13 protein-coding genes are annotated in these 17,438 nt (G+C 65.8%); 12 read left to right on the forward strand and 1 reads right to left on the reverse strand.

Features of this window, described 5'->3' with window-relative positions; translation table 11 throughout:
* Positions 1–10 precede the first annotated feature (10 nt).
* The 11 genes from rseP to tilS all read left to right on the forward strand — a co-directional run bounded on the left by rseP (position 11) and on the right by tilS (position 14,628).
* Complete coding sequence (gene rseP, locus RS027_RS03240) at positions 11–1,369, forward strand: RIP metalloprotease RseP (RefSeq protein WP_311954068.1); 1,359 nt, start codon at positions 11–13, stop codon at positions 1,367–1,369.
* Positions 1,370–1,468: 99 nt separating this feature from the next.
* On the forward strand, positions 1,469–3,814 hold the full coding sequence (gene bamA / locus RS027_RS03245) for an outer membrane protein assembly factor BamA (protein WP_376717573.1): 2,346 nt from the start codon (positions 1,469–1,471) through the stop codon (positions 3,812–3,814).
* A 78-nt stretch (positions 3,815–3,892) separates the two neighbouring features.
* The gene (locus RS027_RS03250) at positions 3,893–4,390 is read left to right on the forward strand and encodes an OmpH/Skp family outer membrane protein (protein ID WP_311954070.1); all 498 of its coding nucleotides are present in this window, start codon (positions 3,893–3,895) and stop codon (positions 4,388–4,390) included.
* A gap of 46 nt (positions 4,391–4,436) precedes the next feature.
* Complete coding sequence (gene lpxD, locus RS027_RS03255; RefSeq protein ID WP_311954072.1) at positions 4,437–5,468, forward strand: UDP-3-O-(3-hydroxymyristoyl)glucosamine N-acyltransferase; 1,032 nt, start codon at positions 4,437–4,439, stop codon at positions 5,466–5,468.
* A gap of 137 nt (positions 5,469–5,605) precedes the next feature.
* Positions 5,606–6,049, forward strand: coding sequence for a 3-hydroxyacyl-ACP dehydratase FabZ (gene fabZ / locus RS027_RS03260; RefSeq protein ID WP_311954074.1), 444 nt, complete (start codon positions 5,606–5,608; stop codon positions 6,047–6,049).
* Positions 6,046–6,813, forward strand: a complete 768-nt coding sequence (lpxA, locus tag RS027_RS03265; RefSeq protein WP_311954079.1) for an acyl-ACP--UDP-N-acetylglucosamine O-acyltransferase — start codon at positions 6,046–6,048, stop codon at positions 6,811–6,813. The genes fabZ and lpxA overlap by 4 nt, the downstream gene beginning before the upstream one ends.
* 52 nt (positions 6,814–6,865) lie before the next feature.
* Positions 6,866–8,071, forward strand: a complete 1,206-nt coding sequence (gene lpxB, locus RS027_RS03270; protein WP_311954082.1) for a lipid-A-disaccharide synthase — start codon at positions 6,866–6,868, stop codon at positions 8,069–8,071.
* Positions 8,064–8,699: a ribonuclease HII gene (gene rnhB / locus RS027_RS03275; protein WP_311954087.1), complete on the forward strand. Its 636-nt coding sequence runs from the start codon at positions 8,064–8,066 to the stop codon at positions 8,697–8,699. The genes lpxB and rnhB overlap by 8 nt, the downstream gene beginning before the upstream one ends.
* Positions 8,700–8,744: 45 nt before the next feature.
* Entirely contained in the window at positions 8,745–12,245 is a 3,501-nt protein-coding gene (dnaE, locus tag RS027_RS03280; protein ID WP_311954089.1) for a DNA polymerase III subunit alpha, read from the forward strand.
* 120 nt (positions 12,246–12,365) lie between these two features.
* On the forward strand, positions 12,366–13,322 hold the full coding sequence (locus RS027_RS03285; protein ID WP_311954092.1) for an acetyl-CoA carboxylase carboxyltransferase subunit alpha: 957 nt from the start codon (positions 12,366–12,368) through the stop codon (positions 13,320–13,322).
* A complete protein-coding gene (gene tilS / locus RS027_RS03290; RefSeq protein WP_311954095.1) occupies positions 13,303–14,628 on the forward strand; it encodes a tRNA lysidine(34) synthetase TilS in 1,326 nt (441 codons plus the stop codon). The genes RS027_RS03285 and tilS overlap by 20 nt, the downstream gene beginning before the upstream one ends.
* On the opposite strand, the gene RS027_RS03295 is transcribed toward tilS, so the two are convergent.
* Entirely contained in the window at positions 14,555–15,589 is a 1,035-nt protein-coding gene (locus tag RS027_RS03295; RefSeq protein ID WP_311954102.1) for a Ppx/GppA phosphatase family protein, read from the reverse strand. The two genes, tilS and RS027_RS03295, sit on opposite strands and share 74 nt — an antisense overlap.
* A gap of 581 nt (positions 15,590–16,170) precedes the next feature.
* Here RS027_RS03295 and rho point away from each other — a divergent pair.
* A complete protein-coding gene (rho, locus tag RS027_RS03300) occupies positions 16,171–17,430 on the forward strand; it encodes a transcription termination factor Rho (protein WP_311954106.1) in 1,260 nt (419 codons plus the stop codon).
* Positions 17,431–17,438 lie beyond the last annotated feature (8 nt).

Genomic DNA, 17,438 nt, shown 5'->3' on the forward strand with positions numbered 1-17,438 from the left:
GACACAGCCGATGGGTCTGGTACAGAACATTCTTGCGGTCATCGTGGTGCTGGGGCTTTTGGTTACCTTCCACGAGTTCGGCCACTTCTGGGTGGCGCGCCGCTGCGGGGTCAAGGTGCTGCGCTTCAGCGTGGGGTTCGGCAAGCCGCTGTGGTCCCGGGTGGACCGCCACGGCACCGAGTTTGCCGTGGCCGCGATTCCGCTGGGCGGCTATGTCAAGATGCTCGACGAGCGCGAAGCGCCGGTGGCGCCGGAAGAGCAGCACCGCGCCTTCAACCGCAAGAGCGTTTGGCAGCGTATCGCCGTGGTGGCGGCGGGGCCGGCGGCCAACTTCCTGCTGGCGATCGTGGCCTACTGGGCGCTGTTTGTGGTCGGCACCAGCGTAGTGGTACCCAAGGTTGGCGCGGTGGCGCCCGAGTCGCCGGCCTTTGAGGCCGGGCTGCGCCAGGGCGACGAGCTGACCGGCGTGGCCGGAGAGACCGTGCGCTCCTGGGAAGACGTCAACCTGGCGCTGGTGGGCCAAATTGGCCTTGACGGCGAGCTTGCCGTCAAGGCGCGGCCGGAAGGGGCGAGCGCCTCCCGGCGCTACACGCTGGCGGTAGAGCGCTACCTGGTCCGCCAGGACCCGCCAAAGCCGCTCAAGACCCTGGGCATTACGCCCTGGCAGCCGGCGTTTCCCCCGGTGCTTGGCCAGGTCATCGACGATGAAGCGGCGGCGCGCGCCGGGCTTGAGGCCGGCGATCGCATCGTCGCGGTCGACGGCGAGCCGGTCGACGACTGGATGAGCTTTGTCGAGGTCGTTCGCCAAAGCCCGGGCCGGAACCTGGCGCTGCGCTTCGAGCGCGGCGGCGACACCCGGGAAACGTCCCTGACGCCCGGCGAGCAGACGCTTTCCGGCGATACCCGGATCGGCTATATCGGCGCCGGCGTCGCCCCCGCCGAATGGCCCGAGGAGATGCGCCGCGAGGTGCGCTTCGGGCCGGTGGCCGCGGTAGGCCGGGCGGTGGCGCGCACCGGCGAAATGACGCTTTTGACCCTGGACTCCATCCGCAAGATGCTGGTGGGGCTGATCTCGCCGTCGAACCTGTCGGGGCCGGTGACCATTGCCAAGATCTCCGGGGATTCCGCCCGGGCGGGGATGGACGCCTTCGTCGGCTTTCTGGCGTATCTGTCCATCAGCCTTGGGGTGCTCAATCTGCTGCCCATCCCGGTGCTCGACGGCGGCCACCTGATGTACTACGTCGTCGAGCTGGTGCGGGGGCGGCCGGTGTCGGAAAGGACCCAGGCTCTGGGGCTCAGAATCGGCCTTGCCATGGTAGGAACGCTGATGCTGATGGCGCTGTACTTTGATCTGATGCGCCTGTGGTAATGACGTGTGTCGTGGTAGCGTGCCTTGTCATCTGCCCGCACAAATGTATAAGGTGCCTGTCTGATACGGTGGGCAGACCAACGCGAGCGAACTGACTGCATGAAAATAAAGTCCCTTGGAATGGCGGTATTCCTGCTGGCCACGGCCGGCAGCGCCCAGGCACAACCCTTTGACGTTTCCGATATACGTGTAGAAGGACTCAAGCGGGTTTCTGCCGCCTCGGTCTTTAACGCCTTTCCGGTAAGCGCAAGCGATACCGTCACCGAGCGCGAGCTGGCCCGTGCCTCCCGGGAGCTGTTTGCCACCGGCCTGTTTGACGACGTTTCCCTGGCCCGGGAAGGCAACGTGCTGGTGATCAAGGTCGTTGAACGACCCACCATCGCCCGGCTGGACATCAGCGGTAACGACCAGATTGCCGAAGACGACCTGCGCAAGGGCCTGACCGAGGCCGGGCTGTCCGAAGGCCAGGTGCTCGAGCTTTCCACCCTGGAAGAAATCCAGCGCGAGCTGGAAAGCGTGTACCAGGCCCAGGGGCGCTACAGCGCGCGCATCGACGCCAGCGTCGAGGAAATCGATACCGGCCGGGTCAAGGTCAATATCGACATCAACGAGGGTGAAGTCGCCAAGATCCGCCAGATTAACATCGTCGGCAACCGCGCCTTCGACGACGACACCCTGCGCGATCTGTTCGAGCTCGAGGACAAGCCGGGGATGTTCTTCGGCTGGTTCTCAAGCGACGAATATTCCCGCCAGGCGCTGGGCGGCGACATCGAGCGGCTGCGCTCATGGTATCTCGACCGCGGCTACGCCAACTTCGAGGTGACCTCGACCCAAGTCTCCATCGGCCCGGAAAAGACCGATATCTACATCACCCTGAACGTGGACGAGGGCGAGCAGTACCGGGTGGGCGACATCCGCTTCGCCGGCGACATGGCCATTTCCCAGCGCGAGGCGCGCAACCTGCTCGAGATCCAGTCCGGCCAGCAGTTTTCGCGCAGCAAGCTCAACGCCTCTACCGAAGCCCTGCGCAAGCGGCTGGGCGCCGAAGGCTTCGCCTTTGCCGAGGTCAACGGCCGGCCCGAGATGCACGACGACGGCACCGTGGACCTGATTCTTGACGTCGAGCCCGGCGAGCGCACCTACGTGCGCCGCATCGAGTTCAAGGGCAACACCACCACCCAGGACGAGGTGCTGCGCCGGGAAATGACCCAGATGGAAGGCGCGCCGGCCTCCACCGACGAGATCACCCAGTCGCGCCAGCGCCTCAACCGCCTCGGGTTTTTCAGCCAGGTCGAGGTGGACACCCAGCGCGTTCCCGGCGAGCCCAACAAGCTCGACGTCACCTACGAAGTGGAAGAGCAGCCCTCGGGCTCGGTGTCGGCGAGCATCGGCTTTTCCCAGAGCGCCGGCGTCATCTACGGCGCCTCGCTGTCGCAGAAAAACTTTTTGGGCACGGGCAACCGCGTCAACCTCGGTGCTCAGCGCAGTGACACCTTCACCAGCGTCAACTTCGGCTTCACCGACCCCTACTGGACGATCAACGGCATCTCCCGGGGCTATAACGTCTTCTATCGCGAAACCGACTACGAAGATTCGGATATTTCCACCTACTCCACCGACGCCTACGGCGCCGGCATCAACTTCGGCTACCCGATCAGCGAGCTTTCAAGGCTTAACTTCGGCGCCAGCGCCGAAGACCTCAAGGTCAAGACCTACTACGATACCGCCTCGGAAATCGAGCGCTACGTCGAGGACGAGGGCGACAGTGCCCAGACCGTGAAGCTCACCGCCAGCTGGACGCGCAACAACCTCAACCGCGGCATCATGCCCACCGACGGCAGCTATCAGCGCCTGTCGCTGGAGGCCGCCGCACCGGGCAGCGACGTCAGCTATTACAAGCTGCGCGGCCGGGCCCAGAAGCTCTTTGCCCTGGACGACGACGATCTCTGGTCGCTTAAGTTTTCCGGTAACCTCGGCTATGCCGAGGCCTTTGGCGACGACCCGTTCCCCTTCTACGAAAACTTCTACGCCGGGGGCCTGGGCTCGGTGCGCGGCTTTACTTCCAACACCCTGGGGCAGCGCACCACGCCCAAGTATGTCGGCGGGCGCGACCGCACCCTGGGCGGCAACGTGCTGATGGAAGGCAGCGCCGAGGTGCTGTTCCCGATGCCGTTCGTGGAAAACCAGGACTCCATGCAGACCTCGCTGTTCGTGGACGGCGGCAACACCTTCCTGACGTCCTGCTACGACGTGCTCGAGGTCGATGCCGGGCGGCAGAACTGCAGCTCGGGCGTGGATCTGGGCGACTTGCGCTACAGTGCGGGTATCGGGCTTTCCTGGCTGACGCCGGTAGGCCCCTTGACCTTCAGCGTGGCGAAGCCGATCAACGACGAAAGCGGGGACGACACCCAGTTCTTCCAGTTCTCGCTGGGCCAGTCGTTCTGACGGGCTGAAACGGCGCATGCAGGCAGTCCGTCATGACGCCGGCCGGTAATAACAAGCGGTATTAACGAGGAGACAAGCATGCGCAAACTGATAGCGGCCGTTACGCTGTGCGTCATGGCGGCGCCGGCGTACGCAGCAGAGGTGGCCGTGCTTGACTGGCGTGCCGCCTTGATGAACACCGACTCCGCCCAGTCTTCGCTGAGCCGGCTGGAGAGCGACGTGGGCTCCCAGCAAAGCCAGGCCAAACGGCTGGGCGATGAGCTTAAGCGCCTGCAGCAGCGCCTGCAGGACGAAGGCGACGTGATGTCGGATGCCGAGCGCCAGCGGCTGATCGAAGAGCTGCAGCAGAAGGGCAGCCGCTTTGAAAGCCTGCGCCGGGAAGTCATGACCGCTCAGCAGCGCTCGGAAAAGCAGTTCCTTGAGCAGGCCGAGCCAACGCTTGAGCAGGCCGTTGACCGGGTCATCGAGCGCCACGGCATTGATATACTGGTGGAGCCTCAGGGCGTTCTTCACTCTTCCATGGACCTGCCTAACCTCACCGACGAGGTCACGCAGGAGTTCAATTCGCTGAATTAACCTTATTCAGTGCGGGGTGCCGCACTGCCAGCATGTTTGGGCTCTTATGACGCACGCTCCTCACTTTTTGACCCTGGCCGATGTTGCCCGCCACCTGGGCGTCACCCTTGATGGCCGCGGGCAGGCGCCCATTCGCGGCCTGGCGACGCTCAGCGACGCCGGGCCCGACCAGGTGGCATTTCTGACCAACCGCGCCTACCTCAAGGATCTGGCGGCGACCCGGGCGGGCGCCGTGCTGCTGCATCCCGAGCACGGCGAGAGCTGCCCGGTGCCGCGCCTGGAGATGGACAATCCCTACCTTGGCTATGCCCGGCTTTCCCAGCTGTTTGACCCCTTGCCGTCCCGGGACCGGCCGGGCATTCACCCCGCGGCAACGGTGGCTGACGACGCCCGGCTGGGCGAGGGCGTGTGCGTGGCGGCCAACGCCGTGATCGAGGCCGGCGCGGTGCTGGAAAGCGGCGTGGTAGTGGGCCCGGGCAGCGTCATCGGGGCCGACAGCGTGCTTGGCGAGGACACTCGCCTGCACGCCAACGTCACCGTCTGCCACGGCGTGGTGATCGGCAAGCGGGTCATTCTGCAAAGCGGCTGCGTGATCGGCGGCGACGGCTTCGGCTTTGCCCACGACGGCGGCGCCTGGCACAAGATCGTCCAGCTCGGCGGCGTGGTGCTCGGCGACGACGTGGAGGTGGGCAGCTGCTCCAGCATCGATCGCGGCGCGCTTGGCGACACCCTGATCGGCGACGACGTCAAGATCGATAGCCAGGTCCAGATCGCCCACAACGTTCAGATCGGCGACCACAGCGCCCTTGCCGGCTGCGTAGGCATCGCCGGCTCCACCCGGGTGGGCCGGCACTGCATGCTGGGCGGCGGCGTCGGGCTTTCCGGCCATCTCACTCTGTGCGACGGCGTTCAGGTGACGGGCATGAGCCTGGTCACTAACTCCATCCATGAGCCCGGTGTGTACTCCTCAGGCACCGGCGCCATGGACAACCACCAGTGGCGCAAGAACGCGGTGCGCTTCAAGCAGCTGGACGACATCGCCAAGCGGCTGTCGCGGCTGGAAAAGCGTCGCGACTGAACGGCCGTCGGCGCATTGATACGGTGGCGCGCTTGAGGCTCTCGATTAGCGCGGTATAATCCACTGCTTTTTTACCGGCGGGAGCGCTGGAGCGCCCGGGATCTTCCCGGGTATCTTGTCATACAGAGGTCGCTACGATGGCTATGGATATCAACGAAATTCGCGAATATTTGCCCCACCGCTACCCGTTTTTACTGGTGGACCGGGTAACGAAGCTGGTGGAAGGCGAAACCATCGTTGCCTACAAGAACGTCAGCATCAACGAGCCGTTTTTCAACGGCCACTTTCCCCATCATCCGATCATGCCCGGCGTGCTGGTCATCGAAGCGCTGGCCCAGGCCTGCGGCATCCTCGGATTCAAGACCGTCAACAAACGCCCCGCCGACGGCTACGTGTATTACCTGGTGGGCAGCGACAAGGTGCGCTTCAAGCGCCCGGTCATGCCCGGTGATATGCTGGTACTGGAAGCCAACGTGATTCGCGGCAAGCGCGGCATCTGGAAGTTCGCCTGCCGGGCGACAGTAGACGGCGAAGTGGCCTGCGAAGCCGAGATCACCTGTGCCGAGAGGAAGGTGGCTTGATTCATTCGACTGCCCTGGTTGACCCGTCGGCGAGCCTTGCCGGAGACGTCGAGGTCGGTCCGTTCAGCGTGATCGGCCCCGACGTTACGATCGGCCCCGGCTCCGTTATCGGGCCCCACGTAGTGATCAAGGGCCCCACGGTGCTCGGGGCGCGGACGCGTATCTTCCAGTTTGCCTCGGTGGGTGAGAACTGCCAGGACAAGAAGTACGCCGGTGAGCCTACCCGCCTGGTAATGGGGGACGACAACGTCATCCGCGAGGGCGTGACCCTACACCGAGGCACGGTCCAGGACCGCGGGGAAACCACCATCGGGTCGCGCAACCTCTTCATGGCCTACGTCCACGTGGGCCACGACTGCGTGATCGGCGACGACTGCATCTTGGCCAACCAGGTAACGCTTGCCGGCCACGTTCACCTGGGGAACTTTGCCATCATCGGCGGGCTTTCCGCCGTGCACCAGTTCTGCCACTTCGGCGAGCACGCCATGGCCGGCGGCGGGTCCATCATCACCAAGGACACTCCCGCCTTCATCATGATCAACGGCAACCCCGCCCAGGCCCACGGGCTCAACGCCGTGGGACTCAAGCGCCGCGGGTTTGACCGCGAGGCGATCAAGGCGCTGACCGATTCCTACAAGCTGATTTATCGCCAGGGGCTGACCGTGGACCAGGCGCTTGTCACCATGCGCAAGCGCTATGCCCTCGATGCGGTGGAGCGCTTTGCCGCGTCCATCGAATGCTCAACCCGGGGCATTATCCGCTAGTAACCGCCCGCCCGACGGCGCGCGTTAATCGACCGCTTTGGCGAGGCTTGCCATGATGCTCAGGCGAATTTACTTAGTGGCCGGGGAGCTGTCCGGCGATATCCTCGGCGCGGGGCTGATGCGCGAGCTTAAGCAGCGCCATCCGGGCGTCGAGTTTCGCGGCATCGGCGGGCCGCGCATGCTGGCCGAAGGCATGCACGGCTACTTTGCTCTGGAAACGCTTTCGGTGATGGGCCTGGTCGAGGTGGTCAAGCACCTGCCAAGGCTTCTGCGCGTGCGCCGCGAGCTCACCGCCGACGCGCTTGCCTTCCAGCCCGACGTCATGCTGGGCATCGACGCCCCGGACTTTAACCTGGGCCTTGAGCGCCGCCTGCGCGAGGCCGGCATTACCACCGCGCACTACGTCAGCCCCTCGGTCTGGGCCTGGCGCCGGGGCCGGGTCAAAGGCATTGCCCGCTCGGTGGACGCCATGCTGACGCTTTTGCCGTTTGAAGCCGATTTTTACCGAAAGCACCGCGTGCCGGTGGCCTTTGTCGGCCACCCCCTGGCCGACGAGATGGCACTGGAAAATGACCGGTCGGCGGCTCGAAGCGCGCTGGGCCTGGACCCGGAAGCGCCGACGCTTGCTGTGCTTCCGGGCTCGCGCAAAAGCGAAATCGGCTTTATAGGGCCGACCTTTCTCGCCGCCGCCGAGCGATTGTGCCGGCGCTGTGCGTCGCTGCAGGTAGTGATTCCTGCGGCCACGCCGGCCCGGCGCGACGAGCTTGAGGCCCTGCTTGAAACGCTGCCGACGGATTCGCCGGCACGCGATCGCATAACGCTGATTGACGGACAGTCCCGCCAGGCCATGGTGGCTAGCGACGCCGTGCTTCTGACCTCGGGCACCGCCGCGCTCGAAGCCATGCTCTGCCACCGGGCGATGCTGGTGGCCTACAAAATGGCGCCGGCCACTCATTGGCTGGCGCGCCGCCTGGTCAAGACCCCGTGGATTTCGCTGCCCAACCTTATCGCCCGGGAGACGCTGGTGCCCGAGCTGATCCAGGACGCCGCCACGCCGGAGGCTATCAGCGATGCCCTGGGCGCGATGCTTGACGGCGCCGGCGAGCGCGCCGCCCTGGAAGCCCGCTTTGCCGCTATGCACGCCGAGCTTCGGCGCGGCGCCAGCGCCCGCGCAGCGGACGCCATCGAGGCGCTGGCCGCCGGGCACAGCGTTGAGGCGAGCGTCGAGGAGCCAGCCGATGAGAAAACCGATGGGTAAGGCTGAAACCGGCGCGAAAAAGGCCGCCGAGCCGGTGCCCCTTGAGATCGCCTATGCCGGCGAGCGGCTGGCCGGCGTCGACGAAGTTGGGCGCGGGCCCTTGGTTGGTAGCGTGGTCGCCGCCGCGGTAATACTCGATCCGGCGCGCCCGCTCGACGGGCTTGCCGACTCCAAAAAGCTCACCGCCCGGCGCCGCGAGGCGCTGGACGGGGAAATTCGCCAGCGGGCGCTGGCCTTTGCCGTGGCCGAGGCGAGCGCCGCCGAAGTCGATACGCTCAACATCTATCACGCCACACACCTGGCCATGCGCCGGGCTATTGACGCCCTGGCACCGCAAGCGGAGTATCTGCTGGTGGACGGCAACCGCCTGCCGGGGCATGCCCTGCCGGGCCAGGCCGTGGTCAAGGGCGACGCCCGCCACGACGCCATCGCCGCCGCCTCGATACTGGCCAAGGTGGCCCGGGACGCCCAGATGCTTATTTTGGACGCCCGCTATCCGGCCTACGGCTTTGCCCGCCACAAGGGCTACCCGACAAAGGCCCACCTGGCGTCGCTTGAACGGCACGGCCCGGTGCCTGAGCACCGCCGCAGCTTTGCCCCGGTGGCCCGGCAGCTGGCGCTATGGTAGCCGGCGCCGAACGGTTTTCTTTTCCCGCGTTTTACCGAGATTGCCATGACGGTTCCCTTTGTACATCTGCGTGTCCACAGCGAGTTTTCCCTGGTGGACGGCCTGGTCAAACTCAAGTCGCTGGTGAGCACCACCGCCGAGCGCGCGGCGCCGGCGGTGGCGCTGACCGACGAAGCCAACCTGTTTGGCCTGGTTAAATTCTATACCGCCGCCCAGGGGGCCGGGCTCAAGCCGATCATTGGCGCCGATCTGTGGCTGGCCAACGCCCACGACGAGGCTCATCCGTACCGCATCACGCTTCTGGCGATGAACGAGACGGGCTATCGCAACCTCACCGAGCTGATTTCCCGGGGCTGGACCGAAGGCCAGCACCAGGGCCGGGCGCTTTTGCAAAAAAGTTGGGTGCTCGAGCAAAGCGAGGGGCTGATTGCGCTGTCCGGCGGCCGCGAAGGCGACGTCGGCCGCCACCTGCTCGCCGACCACGAGCGCGACGCTCGCCGGCAGCTGGACGAGTGGCAGGCGGCGTTTCCCGGGCGCTTTTATCTGGAGCTTACGCGCACCGGCCGGGCGCTCGAGGAAGACTGCGTGCACAAAAGCGTCGAGCTGGCGCTTGCCACCGGCACGCCGGTGGTCGCCACCAACGACGTGCGCTTTCTCGAGCGCGACGACTTCTGGGCCCACGAGACCCGGGTGGCCATCGGCGAAGGCAAGGCGCTTGCCGACCCGCGCCGGGAGCGCCGCTACAGCGAAGAGCAGTATCTGAAAAGCCCGGACGAAATGGCCGAGCTCTTCGCTGACATCCCCGAGGCGCTGGAAAACAGCGTGATGATTGCCAGACGCTGCAGCGTGGACGTGCGCCTGGGCGAGATATTTCTGCCCGAGTTCGGCATTCCCGAAGGCATGACCCAGGACGAATACTTCCGCAAGGTGTCCCACGACGGCCTCACCGAGCGGCTGGATTTTCTTTACCCCCAGGCAGACTACCCCCGGGATGGCGAGGCCTACCGCGAGATCGACGCCCGCTACCGCGAGCGGCTCGACTTCGAGCTCGACATCATCCTGCAGATGGGCTTTCCCGGCTATTTTCTGATCGTCATGGACTTTATCCAGTGGGCCAAGGACAACGACGTGCCGGTGGGGCCGGGGCGCGGCTCCGGCGCCGGGTCGCTGGTGGCCTACGCGCAGAAGATCACCGATCTTGACCCGCTGCGCTACGACCTGCTGTTCGAGCGCTTCTTGAACCCCGAGCGCGTGTCCATGCCCGACTTCGACGTCGACTTCTGCATGGAGAAGCGCGACCGGGTGATCGAGTACGTCGCCCACCGCTACGGGCGCGACGCCGTGTCCCAGATCGTCACCTTCGGCACCATGGCGGCCAAGGCCGTGGTGCGCGACGTCGCCCGGGCCCAGGGCAAGCCGTATTCGCTGGGCGACAAGCTCTCCAAGCTGATCCCCTTCGACGTGGGCATGACCCTTGCCAAGGCCATCGAAGCCGAGCCCGCGCTGAAGGAGTTTATCGACGCCGACGACGAGGCCGAAGAAATCTGGGAGATGGCGGAAAGGCTCGAGGGCATCACCCGGGGTACCGGCAAGCACGCCGGCGGGGTGGTGATCGCGCCGACCAAGCTCACCGATTTTTCGCCGCTTCTGTGCGACGAGGACGGCTCTGGACTGATGGTGCAGTTCGACAAGAACGACATCGAGGATGCGGGGCTGGTGAAGTTCGACTTTCTCGGCCTGCGCACCCTGACCATCATCGACTGGGCGCTGGAAATGGTCGACAAGGTGCGCGCCGTGGACGGCGAGGCGGCGCTGGATATCGACGCCATCCCGCTTGACGACAAGCCCACCTTCGAGATGCTCAAGAAGGCCGAAACCACGGCGGTGTTCCAGCTCGAGTCCCGGGGTATGAAAGAGCTGATTAAGCGCCTGCAGCCGGACTCGCTGGACGACATGATCGCACTGGTGGCGCTGTTTCGCCCGGGGCCCCTGCAGTCGGGCATGGTCGATGACTTTATCAACCGCAAGCACGGCCGCGCCGAGGTGTCCTACCCCCACCCGGACTACCAGCACGAGCTGTTGAAGCCCGTGCTCGCGCCGACCTACGGCATCATCCTCTACCAGGAACAGGTGATGCAGATCGCCCAGGTCATGGCCGGCTACAGCCTGGGCCAGGCGGACATGCTGCGCCGGGCCATGGGCAAGAAAAAGCCCGAGGAGATGGCCAAGCAGCGCGCCGGCTTCATGGAGGGCTGCGCGGCCAACGGCATCGAAAAGAACCTCGCGGGCAACATCTTCGACCTGGTGGAGAAGTTCGCCGGCTACGGCTTCAACAAGTCGCACTCCGCGGCCTACGCGCTGGTGTCCTACCAGACGGCGTGGCTCAAGGCGCACTACCCGGGGCCTTTTATGGCCGCGGTGATGTCCACCGAAATGGATAACCTCGACAAGGTGGTGCCGCTGATCGAAGAGTGCCGCCACCAGGGGCTGACCGTGACGCCGCCGGACGTCAACGTCGGCGCCTACCGGTTCAGCGTGGATGAAGAAGGCCGCGTGGTGTACGGCCTGGGCGCGATTCGCGGGGTGGGCGAAGGCCCCATCGGCGCCATCGTCGAGGCGCGCCAGGAGGGCGGCGCCTTCGCCGACCTGTTCGACTTCTGCCGCCGGCTCGACCCCAGGCGCATCAACAAGCGCACCCTGGAGGCGCTGATCCGCGCCGGCGCCCTGGATAACCTGGGCCCCAGCCGGGCGGTGCTGGCCGCGGCCATGGAAGACGCGCTCAAGGCCGCCGCGCAGAACCACACCAACCAGAACGCCGGCATGCTCGACATGTTCGGCGAGGCCTTTGCCCCGGTCGAAGACCGCGACGTCTACGCCGACTACCGCGGCGTGCGCGACTGGCGCGACCGCGAGCGGCTGGCCGGCGAGAAGGACACCCTGGGGCTCTACCTCACCGGCCATCCCATCGACGAGTACGAGCGCGAACTCAAGCGCTTTGTGTCGACACGCATCAGCGATCTTAACCCCTCCCGGGAGCCCCAGCGCGTGGCCGGGCTGGTGATCGGCGTGCGCACCATGAAGTCCAAGCGCGGCGATACCATGGCGTTCATTACCCTGGACGACCGTACCGGGCGCATCGAGGCGTCGCTGTTCGGCGAGCTTTACGACGCCCTGCGCGGCCAGATCGACACCGGCGAGGTGATCATCGTCGAGGGGGAGGTCTCCACCGACGACTACTCGGGCGGCGTCAAGCTGCGCGGCAAGGATGTCACTCCGATGACGGCGGCCCGGGTGCGCTACGGCCAGTCCGTGGATCTGGCGCTGGACGCCACTCGGATCAACGGTCGTCTGGTCGACAGCCTGCGTGATAGCCTGAGCCCACACCGCGACGCCGAGGGGCTACCGGTGCGCCTGCAGTATCGCCACCCCGACGCCACGGGCTGGCTTAAGCTCGACGACAGCTGGCGGGTAGCGCCGAACGACGAGCTGCTGCTGGCATTGCGCGACGTTGAGGGCCAGGTCGGCGTCAAACTGCGCTACGACTAGCCTGGCGGCAGCGACCGCCGGCTGCCTTGCGTGGCCGCACCAAGCTGCGATAATGCCACCCGGATACGCTCGATCGACAAGGTTTGCTTTTTCCCTACAGGTTTTTTACAGGCAACGTCCATGAATCCCAACTACCTCGATTTTGAACAGCCGATTGCCGAGCTACAGGCAAAAATTGAAGAGCTGCGGCTGGTCAGCTCCGACAGCCAGGTCAATCTTGCCGACGAAATCGAACGTCTGGAAGTCAAGCACCGCAAATTGACCGAATCCATTTTCCGCGATCTCACTCCCTGGCAGGTATCCCAGCTGTCGCGCCACCCCAAGCGTCCCTATACCCGGGACTACCTGGCGCACGTCTTTACCGACTTCGACGAGCTCCACGGCGATCGCCGCTTTGCCGACGATGACGCTCTGGTTGGCGGCGTGGCGCGCCTCAACGACAAGCCGGTGATGGTCATCGGCCACCAGAAAGGCCGCGACGTCAAGGAGAAGGTGCGGCGCAACTTCGGCATGCCGCGCCCCGAGGGCTACCGCAAGGCCTGCCGGCTGATGGAAATGGCCGAGCGTTTTCGCATGCCGGTGCTGACCTTTATCGACACCCCCGGCGCCTACCCGGGCATCGACGCCGAGGAGCGCGGCCAGTCCGAGGCGATTGCCCACAACCTGGCGGTGATGTCGCGGCTGAAAACCCCGATCGTCTCCACCGTGGTAGGCGAGGGCGGCTCCGGCGGGGCGCTGGCCATCGGCGTATGCGACGAACTCGCTATGCTGCAGTATTCCACCTACTCGGTGATCTCGCCGGAAGGCTGCGCCTCGATTCTGTGGAAGAGCGCGGATAAAGCCTCCGAAGCCGCCCAGGCCATGGGCATTACCGCCGAGCGCCTGCAGGAGCTGGGCTTCGTCGATACGCTGATTGAAGAGCCTCTGGGTGGCGCCCACTGCTACTACGAGCAAACCGCCGAGCGGGTGAAGGAAGCGCTGGGTCAGAGCCTTGAGCGGCTGGAAGGGCTGGATACCGAGACGCTGCTGGAGCGTCGCTACGAACGGCTGATGAGCTATGGCGCGCCCGCCGCATAGTCAACGGCTGCTAACCCTGCTTGAACGCGCCCTGGCGGAGGTCCCGCCGGGGCGCTGCGTTTGGGTGGCGCTTTCCGGGGGCATGGATTCTTCGCTGCTGCTTGCGCTTGCCGCCAAGCTTTGCCGCGACCGCCAGCGCGCGCTTCGCGCCCTGCACGTCAACCACGGCCTGCAGGAGGCCGCCGGGGCGTTTGAGGGCCATTGCCGCGCGCTGTGCCGGTGGCTTGACGTGCCGCTGACGGTAACCCGGGTGAGCGTCGACGCCCGGGGCCGCGGCGTAGAAGGGGCGGCCCGCAAGGCCCGCTACGCCGCCTTTGCCGAGCAGGTGCCGTCGGGCGATACGCTAATGCTCGCCCAGCACCGTACCGACCAGGCGGAAACCTGGCTGTTGGCCGCCATGCGCGGCAGCGGCGTGCGCGGGCTCGGGGCGATGCCCGAGCGCCGGGTACTGCACGATATTACCCTGGCCCGCCCCTGGCTCGACGCGGGGCATGCCGAGCTTGCCGCCGTGGCCCGGGCGCTAGCGGAGGAGGGCCGGCTCGGCTGGTGCGACGACCCCACCAACGCCGATACCCGCTTTGAGCGCAACTATCTGCGCCACCGGATTCTTCCTGCCCTGAAAGCGCGCTGGCCGCACGCCGAGCGCTCGCTGGCGGCTGCCGCCGGGCATATGCAGGACGCCGACGCGCTGCTTGAGGCCTACGCTTTTGAAGAGCTTGCCACGCTGCAGGTCGGCGAAGAACAGCTTGACGCCGCGGCGCTTTACCGGCGCTCCCGGGCCCGTCAGCGGCTGCTGGTGCGCACCTTTTGCCGCCGGCTGGGGCTTGCCACGCCGCCCAAGCGCCGGCTTGACACACTGCTCGAGCAGCTGGGCGCCGCGGCGGATGCGCAGGCGCACGTGGCCTGGCCCGGCGGCTGTGCCCGGCTATGGCGGGGGCGGCTGTATCTTTTACCCGAAGCGCGCGAAGCGGCAGAGCTCGACTGGGACACGACCTGGGACGGCCGCGCGCCGCTCGCTACGCCGCTGGGCGACGTGGACGTCGCGCTGGTAGCAAAGGCGGCAGGGGCGACGCTACCGCTGACCGTCGGCTGGCGCCGGGGCGGCGAAGTCATCCGCCTCGCCGGGCGCGGCCGGCGGGATCTCAAGCGGCTTTTGGCCGAGGCCGGGGTGCCGCCCTGGGAGCGCCATGCGGTCATTGTCGTCCGGGCAGAAGAGGCGTGCGTGGCGGCGATCAAGGCGCCCGATACGCTACTCTATCAGGCAGCGGGCTGGCGGTTTGCCGCGGTTCGTCCGGCAGCGCGCTGAGCATGTCGTGCAGCATGCCCTCGCGCAGGGCGCCGTCGACAAAGCGCAGCTGCTGAAGGTCAAAAGCCTGGAAAATGGCGCTGACAATGGCGATGCCGGCGGGGAAAATGCCGGCTCGATTGGCTTTAAGCCCCTTGAGCGCCAGGTCATCGAGGTGGCGGTAGCGCAGCACCCGGGCGCGCAGCTGCTCGAGCCCCGGGCGGGTGATCAGGCCTTTTTCGCGGCTATCGCCGTAGGCGTAAAGGACGCGCGCCACCGACTTGAGCGTGCCGCTGGTGCCGACGGCTTCGTCCCAGCCGGCGCGGCGGTAGCGCGCCTGGACGGGCGACAGCTGCTCGAGCGCGGCCTGCTCGGCGGCCTGGAGGTTGGCCTGATTGAGCACGCCGCCGGGAAAAAAGCGCCGGGAAAACGTCACGCAGCCCATGGCCAGGCTTTCCAGCAGCTGCGGCGCCATGCCCTCGCCGATCACGCATTCGCTGGAGCCGCCGCCGACATCCACCAGCAGCCGGCGCCCGCTGAACGCGCGCGCGTGGCCGGCGCCGAGGTAGATCAGACGAGCCTCCTCGCGCCCGGAAATCACCTCGACGGGCTGGCCCAGCAGCGCGGCGGCGCGGTCGAGAAAGGCGTGGCGGTTGCCGGCATCGCGCAGCGCGCTGGTGCCGACGATGCGCAGCTGCGCGCAGGGCGCCTTGTGCAGCATGGCGGCAAACTGCCGAAGGCACTCAAGGCCGCGCTGCATGGCGTCGCGGTCGAGGTTGCCGTCGGCGTCGAGCCCGGCGGCCAGCTGCACCTTGACGCCGCGTCGGGTGACGATGTGCGGGCGTTGGTTGACCACGCTTGCCACCAGCAGGTGAAAGCTGTTGGAGCCAAGATCAATGGCGGCGAGCCGCCGGGCGGCCCGGCCCGGGTGGCGGGAGACGGCGCGTCCGGCAGCGGCGGAAAAAGGCGTATCCTTGGGCATGGGCAGTCCTTCCGGGTGGTCCGGGCAAGGTTGCGTGGCCCCTGCCGGATTGTCAATTGGCAAGGCTTGCGTTTACTTCAGGGCTTGACTACCATCCGTTTACTGGCTTGAATCGAAATGACGCCGTGATACGGCATGGCTAGCCACCGGCAGCACGCCAGCGTTACTTTCGTCCTTCTCAAGCTTTACCCAACCTCATCCACGCCGAGCCGGGCGTTTTCTCGTTTCCCATGGCGTCGCTACGCGCCTGACGTTGATGCAGCATGGCGTCGACGTCGTGACGTTCCCGGCGCGCCGAGCCGTTCGGCGGTTTGGCACGGGGGTGTTGTACGGGGGGTAAAGTCCGCCAGCTGTCCAAGTCGTCAGATAGCCCGTTTGTCCGGCCCATCCGGTGCCGGCCTTGAAATCAGGAGTTGAGCCGTCGAGCTGAATCCGATGCGTTCGGGTCAGTCAGGCTTCCTGCATATCGAGCGCGTGTCTTGTCGGGATCTGAACGCATCATACGGCGCATTACTGCCACGCCTCCTTTCTTCTTTGCGGCGCCTGGCGCTCGCTTTCATGAGCAACGTTCTAACACACCGATGAATCTTACCGAACTCAAGCAAAAATCCGTTCCCGAGCTGCTCGATATCGCCCGCCAGATGGGGATCGATAATCTGGCCCGCTCGCGCAAACAGGACATCATTTTCGCCATCCTCAAAAAGCACGCCAAGAGCGGCGAGGACATCTACGGCGACGGTGTGCTGGAAATTCTCCAAGACGGCTTTGGCTTTTTGCGCAGCGCCGACAGCTCCTATCTGGCCGGCCCCGACGACATCTACGTCTCGCCGTCGCAAATCCGCCGCTTCAACCTGCGCAAGGGCGATTCCATCGCCGGCAAGATCCGCCCGCCCAAGGATGGCGAGCGCTACTTTGCCCTGCTCAAGGTCAGTCAGATCAACTTTGACCGGCCGGAAAACGCCAAGCACAAGATCCTGTTTGAAAACCTCACGCCGCTGTTTCCCGACGAGCGCATGCGCATGGAAATGGGCAACGGCTCCAAAGAGGATCTGACCGCGCGGATCATCGACCTCACCGCGCCCATCGGCAAGGGCCAGCGCGGCCTGCTGGTATCGCCGCCCAAGGCGGGCAAGACGCTGATGCTGCAGAACATCGCCACCTCGATCACGCGCAACAATCCCGAATGCCACCTGATCGTGCTGCTCATCGACGAGCGCCCGGAAGAGGTCACCGAGATGTCGCGCACCGTGCGCGGCGAAGTGGTGGCCTCGACCTTCGACGAGCCCCCGGCGCGCCACGTTCAGGTGGCCGAAATGGTCATCGAAAAGGCCAAGCGGCTGGTCGAGCACAAAAAGGACGTGGTGATTCTGCTCGACTCCATCACCCGCCTGGCCCGGGCCTACAACACCGTGGTGCCAAGCTCGGGCAAGGTGCTCACCGGCGGCGTTGACGCCCATGCGCTGGAAAAGCCCAAGCGCTTCTTCGGCGCCGCGCGCAACATCGAAGAGGGCGGCAGCCTGACGATTCTCGCCACCGCGCTGGTGGATACCGGCTCGAAGATGGACGAAGTCATCTTCGAAGAGTTCAAGGGCACCGGCAACATGGAAGCCCACCTGGACCGCAAGCTGGCCGAGAAACGCGTCTTCCCCGCGTTCAACATCCGCCGCAGCGGCACCCGCCGGGAAGACCTGATCGCCTCGGAAGAGGAAATGCAGCGCATGTGGATTTTGCGCAAGCTGCTGCACCCGATGGATGATATCGGCGCCACCGAGTTCCTGATCGACCGCCTGAAGGATACCAAGACCAACCTGGAATTCTTCGAGGCCATGAAGCGCCGCTAGGGCGCTGA

This window comes from Halomonas garicola (genome assembly GCF_031935715.1).
GTDB lineage: Bacteria > Pseudomonadota > Gammaproteobacteria > Pseudomonadales > Halomonadaceae > Vreelandella > Vreelandella garicola.

What these genes read in the sequence shown, in the direction of transcription:
- rseP (WP_311954068.1), top strand. Translation starts at nt 11, where the DNA reads ATGGGTCTGGTACAGAACATTCTTGCGGTCATCGTGGTGCTGGGGCTT.
- bamA (WP_376717573.1), top strand. Translation starts at nt 1,469, where the DNA reads ATGAAAATAAAGTCCCTTGGAATGGCGGTATTCCTGCTGGCCACGGCC.
- RS027_RS03250 (WP_311954070.1), top strand. Translation starts at nt 3,893, where the DNA reads ATGCGCAAACTGATAGCGGCCGTTACGCTGTGCGTCATGGCGGCGCCG.
- lpxD (WP_311954072.1), top strand. Translation starts at nt 4,437, where the DNA reads ATGACGCACGCTCCTCACTTTTTGACCCTGGCCGATGTTGCCCGCCAC.
- fabZ (WP_311954074.1), top strand. Translation starts at nt 5,606, where the DNA reads ATGGCTATGGATATCAACGAAATTCGCGAATATTTGCCCCACCGCTAC.
- lpxB (WP_311954082.1), top strand. Translation starts at nt 6,866, where the DNA reads ATGATGCTCAGGCGAATTTACTTAGTGGCCGGGGAGCTGTCCGGCGAT.
- rnhB (WP_311954087.1), top strand. Translation starts at nt 8,064, where the DNA reads ATGGGTAAGGCTGAAACCGGCGCGAAAAAGGCCGCCGAGCCGGTGCCC.
- dnaE (WP_311954089.1), top strand. Translation starts at nt 8,745, where the DNA reads ATGACGGTTCCCTTTGTACATCTGCGTGTCCACAGCGAGTTTTCCCTG.
- RS027_RS03285 (WP_311954092.1), top strand. Translation starts at nt 12,366, where the DNA reads ATGAATCCCAACTACCTCGATTTTGAACAGCCGATTGCCGAGCTACAG.
- tilS (WP_311954095.1), top strand. Translation starts at nt 13,303, where the DNA reads ATGGCGCGCCCGCCGCATAGTCAACGGCTGCTAACCCTGCTTGAACGC.
- RS027_RS03295 (WP_311954102.1), bottom strand. Translation starts at nt 15,589, where the DNA reads ATGCCCAAGGATACGCCTTTTTCCGCCGCTGCCGGACGCGCCGTCTCC.
- rho (WP_311954106.1), top strand. Translation starts at nt 16,171, where the DNA reads ATGAATCTTACCGAACTCAAGCAAAAATCCGTTCCCGAGCTGCTCGAT.